The organism is Neisseria subflava, assembly GCF_003044645.1.
In the GTDB taxonomy this organism is placed as follows: domain Bacteria; phylum Pseudomonadota; class Gammaproteobacteria; order Burkholderiales; family Neisseriaceae; genus Neisseria; species Neisseria subflava_B.
In genome coordinates, this window is record NZ_POXL01000001.1 from 349,182 (window position 1) to 360,824 (window position 11,643).

Consider the following 11,643-nt stretch of genomic DNA (forward strand, 5'->3'; position numbering starts at 1 on the left):
AGCCATATCCGCCGGTTAAACCAAAAACATTACGCGAAAAAATATGAAAGCCATCATTGAACACATCGTTTTAGTGACCCGCCTTTTGGGTGCGCCCGTATCCGAAGCCGCTTTGTCCGCCGAAGTCGTGCGCGATAAAAAGCTCAAGGTCAACTATCACTCACTTGTCGAAGTCCTGCGCAGCCACGGCTTTGAAAACACCTTATCCAAACGCAATCTAGAAGACATCCCCTCGCTCGCCGTGCCGGTCATGATTATCCTGCACAACGAAGAGGCAGCGGTCATCACCCAAATCGAAGGTTCCGGCCAAGATCGCAAATACCATATCCGCCAAGTTGACGGTTTGGAACAAGAACTCAGCCATGAGCAGCTCTCCGGCCTGTATTTGGGCTACTGCTGGTTTATCAAACCCAAAATGGCGACCGATATGCGCTCGGAGCTGCCTGAATACCATTTGCCCAAAGCATGGTTTTGGAAAGTCATTTGGCGTTTCCGCAGCTACTACTACCAAGTCATTTTGGCCACCATCATCATCAACTTCCTTGCGCTCGTCAGCTCTTTATATGTGATGAACGTGTACGACCGCGTGATTCCCAACCAAGCCTATGAAACCTTGTGGGTATTGAGCATCGGCGTGGTCTTGGCGATTTTGTTTGAGTTTGCCGCCAAGATGATTCGTGGTCATTTGACCGATATTGCCGGTAAAAAAGCCGATTTGATCATCAGCTCTGCCCTGTTCCGCCGCGTGATGGCATTGCGTTTGGCAGACCGTCCTGCTTCTTCCGGTTCATACGCCAGCAACCTGCGCGAATTTGAAGCCGTGCGCGAGTTCATGACCAGTGCCAGCTTGTTGACCATCGTCGACTTGCCTTTCCTGTTGCTGTTTATCTTCGTGATTTCCATGGTCGGCGGCAAACTGGCACTCGTTCCCCTGACCATCATTCCGATTGTCGTGATTGTCGGTTTTGTCGTACAACGCCCACTCTCGCGCCACATCAACGAATCGATGAAAGAAGGTTCACAACGCTCCGGCCTTGCCGTTGAAGCCATCGAGGGCATCGAAACCCTGAAAACCAACAACGCCACATCTTGGGCGCAACAACGTTGGGACGAATACACCGCTAAAACTTCCGCTTCTTCCATCAAAGTCAAAGACACCAGCAACTTCATGGTCAACTTTGCCGTTGCCATGCAGCAGCTCAATACCGTCTTTTTGGTTGTCGTCGGTACCTATCTGATTCATGCCGACAACCATGCGGAACGCATCACCATGGGTGCATTGATTGCCTCCGTGATTCTGTCCGGCCGCGCCTTGGCGCCATTGGCACAAATCGCCGGTTTGGCTACCCGCTTCCAACAGGCCAAACTTGCCCTCAAAGGCGTAAACGACATTGTTACCCGCCCTATCGAGCGCAACCCGGAACGCAAATACATTACTTTGGACAATGTTCAAGGCAGCATTACCTTTGAAAACGTATCGTTCAAATATCAAGCCGACAACAACAGCGCCGTCGAAGATTTGCGCCTGACCATCAAACCGGGCGAAAAAGTCGGTATTTTAGGCCGTATCGGCAGCGGTAAAAGCACCATGCTCAAACTGGCCAGCGGTCTGTACGACACTGAAAAAGGCAACGTTACCCTTGACGGCGTCGATATGCGCCAGCTTGACCCCAACTTCCTGCGCGATCAAGTCCTGCTGTTGAGCCAATCGCCACGCCTGTTCCTCGGCACATTGCGTGAAAATATGGACTTGGCGCGTACCGGCAGCTACTCTACCGACCAAGACTTACTGACTGCGCTCAACCGCTTCGGCCTCGACAAAATCATCCGCAACCATCCACGTGGTTTGGATATGCCTCTGGGTGAAGACGGCTTAGGCTTGTCCGGCGGTCAAAAACAAATCATCGCCTTGGCGCGCATGACCTTGCGCAACCCGAAAGTCGTCTTGCTGGACGAGCCGACCACCAGCCTGGACCAAGCCACTGAACGCATGGCGCTCAATGCCATTGCCCAATGGGGCCGTAACCGCACCATGCTTTTGGTGACCCACCGTCCGCAAGTGCTGCAAATCGTCAACCGCATCATTGTGATGGACAATGGTAAAGTCGTGATGGACGGCCCACGTGACTTGGTATTGCAAAAACTCATGCAAAACGAACAGGCCAAAGCAGCCAACGTCAAACAACAACAGCAACAAGCTGCCGCAGCCCCTCAATCGGCAGCACAATAAAGCAAAAGGACGTCTGAAAACCTACTTACTCTTTCAGACGGCCTGCCCTAATGGTTAAAATCCACCAAACACAATAAAGATACACGATTATGAGCCGCGAAAACAACGTCAAATCCAAAGACCTACACCTCATCAACGACCTCAATGCCGCCCTTCAAAAAGAAAAACACAGCGGTCAATTTTGGGTCATCATCCTATTCTTCCTTTTCCTGATTGTCTTCGTCGTCTGGGCATACAACAGCCCTGTCGAAGAAGTGACCCGCGGCAACGGCAATATCATTCCCAGCAGCCGTGAGCAAGTAATTCAAAGCCTGGACCCCGGCATCGTAACCGAAATCATGGTTAAAGAAGGCGATATGGTCGAGAAAGATCAGATTCTGATGAAACTCGACGACACGCGCAGCTCCGCCGTTTTGCGTGAAAGCGAAGCCAAAGTCGAAAACCTCGAAGCTACTGTTGCCCGCCTTAAAGCAGAAGCCTACGGCACCAAGCTCTCCTTCCCTGACAGCGTGGGTCCTGAGCTTCGCCGTCGCGAAATCGCCGCCTACAAAGCACGCCGTCAAGCCATGACCGACGCCGTCAGCGGCCTCTCCCAAAGCAAGGCCGCGCTTGACCGTGAAATCGCCATTACCGCACCTATGGTTGCCGAAGGCGTGGTTTCCGAAGTCGAACTTTTAAGAATGCGCCGCGATTCCGCAGACTTGGCCACCCAAATCTCCGAACGCCGCAACCGCTACAAAGCCGATGCCAACAACGAACTTTTGCAAGCCGAATCTGAGCTGGCGCAATCCAAAGAAAACGTTGCCATGCGTGCCGACCCAGTTGAACGCTCGCAAATCCGCGCGCCTATGCGCGGCATCGTCAAAGGCATAAAAGTTACCACCATCGGCGGCGTTGTGAACGCAGGCGAAGACATCATGCAAATTGTCCCGGTTGATGACAAACTGCTGGTCGAAGCCTATATCCGCCCGCAAGACATCGCCTTTATCCGCGCAGGCCAACCTGCATTGGTTAAAGTCAGCGCATACGACTACTCCATCTACGGCGGTTTGGAAGGCAAAGTTACCCTCGTCGGTGCCGATACCGTCAGCAATTCCATGCAAAACCGTGCCAACGACCTGAAACTTGATCCGAACCAAGTTTATTACCGCGTTCTCGTCCAAACCGAAAACAACTCCCTGAAAGACAAAAACGGCAAACCTATGCCGATTATTCCGGGCATGGTGGCAACGGTGGACATCAAAACCGGTGAAAAAACCATCTTCCAATACCTGATCAAACCGATTACGCGTATGAAACAAGCGTTGAGTGAACGCTAATCGATAAAATGATAAAAGGCCGTCTGAAAATTTTCAGACGGCCTTTGGTTTATGTTTTAAATACCTCCTTATCCGGCAGGCAAATTACTTCTCCTTAAATGCAGTACCGACAAACGTCCTTTTTGGATTGCCGCGCTCAACTTGATAGAGTTGCGCGTGCTGCTCCTGTTCAAAACTTCCAGCTTGTCCGGCATGATGCTCCGCCAGCTTTTGCGCCAATAACATGACCGCCAATTTCTTATTGGCATGCTGGCTGCGTTCGCTCTCGACCCGCACGGAAATGCCGCTTTCTTTATGGGTAGCGCGGACGGCGCTTTCGGTTTTATTGACATGTTGCCCGCCCTTGCCGCCCGAACGGCAGGTTTGAAACTCGATTCCGTTTTCAGACGGCATTTCATACATCTGCGGCATATCGGGCAAGCGGAAAACGCCTATATACCAATTTTTGCGCGGATGTTTCGGACGGACAGGGCTGGGGCATATCCATTGGAGCGTCCCCTGCCAAGTTTGCGCTAGGCTTTCGGCTTTCTGCCCTTCCAACTTGAGCGTCGCCGATAAAATGCCGTGCTTATCGGCGGTTTCAGTAACAAGTTCGGCATCAATGCCTTTAGCTTGGGCTTGGGCAAGCAGCTTGCCCAAAACGAAACGGGCAAATATACGGCACTCTGCCGGCCCTTGCGCGGTGGAAATTTGCAGATAAATCACTGGTGTATTCTGTTTCATCTTTACGCACCACACTCGCCGCCGGTTTTATAAGTCAAAACAGGCTTAAACCGCGCGACCAATTCAATCAAACCTGCGTTTTTCATGGCGGCAATAACGCTGTCAATGCTTTTATAAGCCTGCGGCGCTTCTTCAAAAATCAGGGCCTTATCCTGACAAATGACTACGCTGCCAAATTCGGTCTGGCGCAGGCTGTCAGCAGTATATTTGTGCGACAGCCTGCCTTTGCATTCACCGCGCTGCCACTTCCGACCTGCGCCGTGAGCCAAGGTATTCAACGAAATTTGGCAATCTTCGGCAGGTCGGACCAGATAGCTGTAATCGCCGCGCGAGCCGGGTATCATAACCAAGCCTTTATCGGTAGGCGTTGCGCCTTTTCGGTGCAGCCAACCGGTTGTGCCGTCAATCTCGGTTTGTTCCAAAAAATTATGATGGACATCGAGCAGGCATGTTCCTTCTGCGCACCAACAGTCGAGCATTCTGGCCGCAATCAAACGGCGGTTAAGGCTGGCAAATTCAAGAGCCGTTTGATGTTCGGCTAGATAAGCTGCCGCCGCTTCGCCCTCTTCCGCCAAACCTTGATGCCCAAAGGCGGCAATATGGCGTTGCAAAATCTGCTGACCCAATCCGCGCGAACCGCTATGCACCAACAGTTGCAGATGGTTTTCATCAAAATCGGGCGGAAGCAGATCGGCGCGATAAACGGTATCAACGGTTTGCAACTCGGCAAAATGGTTGCCGCCGCCAATCGTACCTACGGCAAGGCCGTCTGAAAATTGGCGCATATCGACAGCGTCGCCTAATAAATCGACCTGTTCGTCTTTATCCAACGGCGTATCGATATTGCCCAGCTGTTTGGCGAGTTTGGCCGGTTTGAGTTTGGCTGCGCGTAAATCGGTCTGCCAAAACGCCATGCCGCAACCGATGTCATTCCCAATCAGGGCAGGATAAAAATGACGGTCGCTGAAAAATGCCGCGCCAACCGGATAACCGCGCCCTGCGTGTAAATCCGGCATTCCGGCAACGCGCAGCATATGCGGTAATCGGGCGGTGGTTTCGAGCTGTGCGACAGCATTGCCTTCAATCCATGTATTTGAATCGGCAATAATTTGAATATGATGGGGATAATTGCCCATGTGTTTATGCTTTCTTTAAAACGGATAGAAACCGACAACAGATGACAATAGGTATCCACCGTCTGCGAAATGTTCAGACGGCCTGGTTTCTAGCCGATAATCGTAGGGAAAGCAGCCCGAAGCGGGCGACATGGAATGCGAAAAGCGTTATCCGAAAATCAGACCGACGCTTGGGCTGCAAAGAATGTGATTGAGCGGATTGAAGTATTGCGTGTCATGGCTTGCTCCTTTCTTTGCATGAAAATATTAAAAACGTTCGGATTATAGAGTGTTCATTTCCAATCATGCAAACTTACTGACATCAATCTGCCAATAATGTTGCATAAATGGCAACTATTGAGAACATAATTTAAGCCGTCTGAAAACTTTTCAGACGGCCTTTGATACCTAATAATCCTTACAAAACAACGGTCGGATAAGAGCCGACAACTTTCACGAAGGAAGCGCGTTCGCCCAAAAGCTGCAAGGCTTTTTGGACATTTTCATCGCTTTGGTGGCCTTCGATATCGATGAAGAACAGGTATTCCCACAAAACCGATTTACTTGGGCGGCTTTCAAATTTGGTCATGGAAATGCCCAACTCGGTGAAAGGTTGCAACAACGAAGTAACGGCACCGGCACGGTTGGGTGCGGAGACGACCAAAGAGGTTTTGTCGTTGCCGCTGCGGCCGGTTTCTTGATGACCCATCACCAAGAAGCGCGTGGTGTTGTTCGGTTCGTCTTCGATACACTCGGCGGCAAAGCTCAACTGATAAATTTCCGCGGCGATACGTCCGGCAATGGCGGCTACATTCGGACTGTCAGATTCGGCAACCAGACGCGCTGCTTCTGCATTGCTGGCTACGGCAATACGCTCGGCATTAGGCAGGTTGCGGCCGAGCCAGTCGTTGCATTGCGCTAAGGCTTGGGCATGAGCGAAAACTTTGGTAACGCCGCCGATTTCATGGCTGTCTTTACGCAACAAGTTGTGATGGATGCGGACAACCACTTCGCCGCAGGCTTTCAACGCAGTTACTGCCAGCAAGTCCAAAGTCCGCCCTACCGAACCTTCGGTCGAATTTTCTACCGGCGCCACCAAATAATCGGCTTGGCGCGTTTCAACTTGTTTGAAGCAGTTGTCGATGGTGGTACACGCCATGGTGTGTGCGGCGTGGCCGAAATGTTTGATAGCGGCTTGCTGGGTAAATGTCCCCTTTGGGCCCAAATAGGCAATCGTCAGCGGACGCTCTACCGCCAAGCATTCGCTCATAATCTCGCGAAACAGCCGAGTAACTGATTCATCCGGCAAAGGGCCGCGGTTCAAATCCTGAATCCGGCGCAAAACGGCCACTTCCCGTTCAGGACGGTACACCGCGCCTGTCCCTTTCAATTCACCGATAGCATGCGCATGACCGGCGCGCTCGTTGAGCAAACGGAGGATTTCCGCATCGATGCTGTCGATGGCATTGCGGTGCGGCAATAATTGTTCGTCTATGGATAAAGGCATAAGCTGTCTCGCAATTTTGTGAGGGATATTTTCATTTTAACATTAAAGGCCGTCTGAATTCTGTTTTCAGACGGCCTCAACACTATCTTTATCTAACTTTATCGTCTATCAGGTTTGCAAACGCCGCCAATTCCATCATAATTAAGCCTTTTGAACAACAAGGCCTATTCCATGCACTCAAACGGACTTTACACCCGTTTTCTGCCCGATGAAGAAGCAACCCTGCAACTGGGTGAAGAATGGAGCAAGCAGCTTTCCGCTCCGCTGACCATCTATCTTGAAGGCGGGCTGGGTGCAGGCAAAACCACGCTGACACGCGGGATTTTGCGCGGACTAGGGCATACGGGCGCAGTCAAAAGCCCGACTTACACCATTATCGAATCTTATCCGCTGGATACATTCACCCTCCACCATTTCGACCTCTACCGCTTTACCATGCCCGAGGAATGGGAAGATGCCGGTTTGGACGAATTGTTTGCGCCCGACAGCATCTGCCTCATCGAATGGCCGCAGCAAGGCGGGGAATTCACGCCTCCGGCAGACATTACCATTACATTGACGTACACCGATAAGGGCAGAACCTGCACCTTTTCCGCCCACACAAACCAAGGCCGAAAAAGTTTAGAATCATGGTCAAATTAACTAGAAGACACATTCTCCGTCAAGGCACAGGACTATTTCTCACCCTCACGCCCGTTGGTGCCGCATTGGCCAAACCGGCCTCTCCTGCGCAATTCCTTGCCGTCCGCATTTGGCCGGCGCACGCCTACACACGCGTCACCCTTGAGAGCAACCACTCGATGAAATACCAACATTTTATGTTGGACAACCCAAGCCGGTTGGTCGTAGATATTCAAGGAGCGGAAATCAACAGCGTCCTGCAAGGCATTTCCAGCAAAGTGCTGTCGAACGACCCTTTTATCCGCAGCATTCGCGCCGGTCAAAATACGCCCAGCACCGTGCGTATCGTTATCGACCTGAAACAAAGCACCCATCCGCAAGTCTTCGCACTCGCACCCGTCGGCAACTTCAAAAACCGCTTGGTTATCGACCTTTATCCGCACGGCGCAGATGCCAACGACCCGATGATGGCCTTGCTCAACGGCAATGTCCCCAAACAACGTCCGAATACCAATATCGCATACGATACCCCTGCCCCTAAAAACAATCGCGGCAGCGGCGGCAACCGCCGTCCTGTGATTATGATCGATCCCGGGCATGGCGGCGAAGACCCCGGCGCAATCGGCCCGAGCGGCCTCAAAGAAAAAAACGTTGTACTCTCCATTGCCCGAGAAACCAAAAAACGCCTCGAAGCCTTGGGTTACAACGTATTCATGACGCGCAACGAAGACATCTTTATCCCATTGGGCGTACGCGTTGCCAAAGGCCGTGCGCGCAATGCCGACGTATTCGTATCCATCCACGCCGATGCCTTTACCAGCCCGTCCGCTCGCGGTACCGGCGTATATATGCTCAATACCAAAGGCTCAACCAGCTCGGCGGCAAAATTCCTTGCCCAAACCCAAAACAACGCCGACGCCATCGGCGGCGTACAAACCAGCGGCAACCCAAATGTCGACAACGCCATTTTGGACATGACCCAAACCGCGACCCTGCGTGACAGCCGCAAACTCGGCCATTCCGTCTTGACCGAATTGGGCAAACTCAACCAATTACACAAAGGCCGCGTTGACGAAGCCAACTTCGCTGTCCTCCGCGCGCCGGATGTTCCGTCCATTTTGGTGGAAACCGCCTTCCTCTCTAACCCTACCGAAGAGCGGCTACTCGGCAGCGAATCCTTCCGCCAACAATGCGCCCAAGCCATTGCCACCGGTATTCAAAAATACATCAATACCGCTGTTTTACGACGCGGATAATGGCTTGATGAAACAAAGGCCGTCTGAAAAGTTTTCAGACGGCCTTATCTTTTCAAGCAATCTATTGGCATGAACAATACAGCAAAATGGGAGAATGGCGACAAAATAACAATTGAGCCAAACCCTGTCAATCTTTGCTATTACATGTTCTACACTCATATGCGTGCTATTTATTGTTGGTACCTGATTTACCAAATGCCGGCTGTAATTGATCAGCAAGATCGTCTTCAATCAATTGCAGCACATCAGAGGGAAGTGTATCGGCATATTGATGAATCGTTATTTTATATTGGCCTTGATACCATTGATTTAAATGCAATGCATAGGTACTTTTATGCCCGAAGCCCAAATGCTGTGCCAATCTATTCCGAATACTGTGGCGTGAAGACCCTACGTATAGAACCTGACTTGGGCGATTTAATTTTGCGCAGGCATGTGTTTTAAGTAAGCGAAAATTTTGAAATTGCTGAAAAGTTGTATTAATGTCGCCTTCAATCTGTTGGATAACATAAATAAAGCATCCATGACTGGGCAATTGTTCCAACGTTGTAAATTCAAAGGTACGGTCAGGTACAAGCTTTTTTGCTTGTATACAATGTTCAATCAATCGGTCAAGATAACGCATATTAACCGCACTTCCCTACCGCAGCCGGATAGACAGATACCTTCGTCTGCGTTAATGCAAATAAGTTTTCCAATTGCGTTTGCGCCTGACGGTTGGCATGTTCCAAAATCTCAGCCTTGCACGCGCTTTGCAATACCTGCCGTTTCGCCTCTTCCTGCACCGTCTTAAATACAGACTTATCCATAGGCAGCAAATTAAACGAGCCGGTCTGAATATCGTACACTTCGATATTTTCCAAATCCACGCTCAAAATTTCCACCGCCGGCAGGCTGATTAAGACCTTGTCGTCCACAATATTGACATTGTCCGCGCCTAACTTGTCCAAATCCAAACCGGCCAACACCTTACCGCGCACAATAAAAATACCGCTTTGAGAATCCTGCCAAAGCCTGCGCCAATCCCCTTTTTTCTCCGTACGGATAATCGTATCGATATAAAATGCCGTACTTTCCAAGCGGTTCATCTGCTTAATCTGCATCAAAACCCCCTCACGGGACAAAACCTGATGTTCTTCGTTCTGACCATGCAGGGCATAAAACCAGCCGCCTGCAGCCGTCAACGCACACAACACCAGCACGACCAATCCGCGCCCAAACATTTTCATTTCAAATATCCCCCGTTAAAATAATCATCAAAACATTCCCCATATTCTCCCAAAACCGTCAATTTCAAGCCATACCCAGGCCGTCTGAAACATTAAAACTTATTACCAAAAAGTAATAAAAAAATCTCAATAAACAAAGTTTGCCTTTTGGTAAAGACAAGACTACAATCCATTACACACAATTCAATTTCATCTCATCATGAATACCACCGACCTGCGCCGCCACAACCTGCGGCAATGGATAACACAACACCACAACGGCCAGCAGACCAAGTTTGCCCAAGCCATCGCCATCAACCAAGGCGAGCTGTCCGCCCTGCTGAAAAACAAATCTTTCGGCGAGAAAAAAGCCCGAAAAATCGAGCAGACAGCCAATATGCCTGACATGTGGCTGGATCAAGACCACCAAGACCGCCACACCCCCACCATCAGCCAAGAAAGAAATACCATGTCCCACATCTCCACCATCCCCGAAATCCTAGCAGACATCAAAGCCGGCAAAATGGTCATCATCACCGATGCCGAAGACCGCGAAAACGAAGGCGACTTGCTGATGGCCGCCCAATTCGTTACCCCCGAAGCAATCAACTTCATGATCAAAAACGCACGCGGCCTGGTCTGCCTGCCGATGAACGGCGAAATGGTCGAAAAACTCGGCCTGCCCATGATGACCCAGAAAAACGGCGCACAATACGGCACCAACTTTACCGTCTCCATCGAAGCCGCCCACGGCATTACCACCGGCATTTCTGCCGCCGACCGCGCCCTGACCATTCAAACCGCCGTTTCCCCATCCGCCAAACCTGAAGACATCGTCCAACCCGGCCACATCTTCCCACTGCGCGCCCAAAAAGGCGGCGTACTCGTCCGCGCCGGACACACAGAAGCCGGCGTCGATCTGGCACAAATGAACGGCCTGATTCCCGCCGCTGTCATCTGCGAAATCATCAACGACGACGGCACCATGGCGCGTATGCCCGAACTGATGAAGTTCGCCGAAGAACACAATCTCAAAATCGGCACCATTACCGACCTCATCGAATACCGCAGCCGTACCGAAAGCCTGCTTGAAGACATGGGCAACGCACCCGTACAAACCCCATGGGGCGAGTTCCAACAACACGTTTACGTCGACAAACTCTCCGGCGAAACCCACCTCGCCCTCGTCAAAGGCACACCAACCGCCGACGAAGAAACCCTCGTCCGCGTCCACGAACCCTTCAGCGTCATGGACTTCATCCAAGCCAATCCGCGCCATTCATGGTCGCTGCCCAAAGCCCTTGAGCGCATCCAACAAGCCGAAAGCGGCGTAGTCATCCTCCTACACCGTACCGAAGACGGCGCCACCCTGCTCGACCGCACCCTGCCCAAAGGCGCAAACCAAGCCTACAAATGGGACAGCAAAAGTTACGGCATAGGCGCACAAATCCTCGCCGGCCTCAACGTCAAAAAACTGCGCGTCCTCGGCCAGCCATCATCCTTCACCGGCCTCACCGGCTTCGGCTTAGAAGTCGTCGGTTTTGAAGAAGCTGAAAAATAATCTTGCTTGATTGATTCTCAAAGTAAATGAAACAAAAGGCCGTCTGAACATTTTCAGACGGCCTTTTCATATTTCTATTTATCTGAATATTATCCAAATAAAA

Annotated in this window: 10 protein-coding genes; 5 read left to right on the forward strand and 5 right to left on the reverse strand. The window is 51.1% G+C overall.

The features are described from left to right. Positions 1–43: 43 nt before the first annotated feature. Positions 44–2,230 carry a type I secretion system permease/ATPase gene (locus tag DBY97_RS01770; RefSeq protein ID WP_107857221.1) on the forward strand — a complete coding sequence of 729 codons (2,187 nt, stop codon included), beginning with the start codon at positions 44–46 and terminating at the stop codon, positions 2,228–2,230. An 89-nt stretch (positions 2,231–2,319) separates the two neighbouring features. Continuing rightward, positions 2,320–3,549 (forward strand): HlyD family type I secretion periplasmic adaptor subunit, encoded by a 1,230-nt coding sequence (locus tag DBY97_RS01775; RefSeq protein ID WP_107857222.1) that lies wholly within the window; start codon positions 2,320–2,322, stop codon positions 3,547–3,549. Between the two features lie 84 nt (positions 3,550–3,633). Here DBY97_RS01775 and prfH read toward each other — a convergent pair whose 3' ends face one another. The 3 genes from prfH to pheA all read right to left on the reverse strand — a co-directional run bounded on the left by prfH (position 3,634) and on the right by pheA (position 6,894). Then, positions 3,634–4,272, reverse strand: coding sequence for a peptide chain release factor H (gene prfH, locus DBY97_RS01780; RefSeq protein WP_107857223.1), 639 nt, complete (start codon positions 4,270–4,272; stop codon positions 3,634–3,636). 2 nt (positions 4,273–4,274) lie between these two features. Beyond that, on the reverse strand, positions 4,275–5,408 hold the full coding sequence (locus tag DBY97_RS01785) for an RNA ligase RtcB family protein (protein ID WP_107857224.1): 1,134 nt from the start codon (positions 5,406–5,408) through the stop codon (positions 4,275–4,277). Positions 5,409–5,805: 397 nt separating this feature from the next. Beyond that, positions 5,806–6,894 (reverse strand): prephenate dehydratase, encoded by a 1,089-nt coding sequence (gene pheA, locus DBY97_RS01790; protein WP_107857225.1) that lies wholly within the window; start codon positions 6,892–6,894, stop codon positions 5,806–5,808. Positions 6,895–7,065: 171 nt separating this feature from the next. On the opposite strand from pheA, the gene tsaE reads away from it, so the two are divergent. Both tsaE and DBY97_RS01800 read left to right on the forward strand, forming a co-directional pair. Beyond that, complete coding sequence (gene tsaE, locus DBY97_RS01795) at positions 7,066–7,536, forward strand: tRNA (adenosine(37)-N6)-threonylcarbamoyltransferase complex ATPase subunit type 1 TsaE (RefSeq protein ID WP_107857226.1); 471 nt, start codon at positions 7,066–7,068, stop codon at positions 7,534–7,536. Further along, complete coding sequence (locus DBY97_RS01800) at positions 7,524–8,771, forward strand: N-acetylmuramoyl-L-alanine amidase (RefSeq protein ID WP_107857227.1); 1,248 nt, start codon at positions 7,524–7,526, stop codon at positions 8,769–8,771. Before tsaE ends, DBY97_RS01800 begins: the two co-directional genes overlap by 13 nt. 166 nt (positions 8,772–8,937) lie before the next feature. Here the strand turns inward: DBY97_RS01800 and DBY97_RS01805 are convergent, their stop codons facing one another. Both DBY97_RS01805 and DBY97_RS01810 read right to left on the reverse strand, forming a co-directional pair. Further along, on the reverse strand, positions 8,938–9,396 hold the full coding sequence (locus DBY97_RS01805; protein WP_084824603.1) for a hypothetical protein: 459 nt from the start codon (positions 9,394–9,396) through the stop codon (positions 8,938–8,940). Position 9,397: 1 nt separating this feature from the next. Then, on the reverse strand, positions 9,398–10,000 hold the full coding sequence (locus DBY97_RS01810; RefSeq protein ID WP_070826490.1) for a DUF4230 domain-containing protein: 603 nt from the start codon (positions 9,998–10,000) through the stop codon (positions 9,398–9,400). 199 nt (positions 10,001–10,199) lie between these two features. On the opposite strand from DBY97_RS01810, the gene ribBA reads away from it, so the two are divergent. Further along, positions 10,200–11,540, forward strand: coding sequence for a bifunctional 3,4-dihydroxy-2-butanone-4-phosphate synthase/GTP cyclohydrolase II (ribBA, locus tag DBY97_RS01815; protein WP_063068228.1), 1,341 nt, complete (start codon positions 10,200–10,202; stop codon positions 11,538–11,540). Positions 11,541–11,643: the final 103 nt, after the last annotated feature.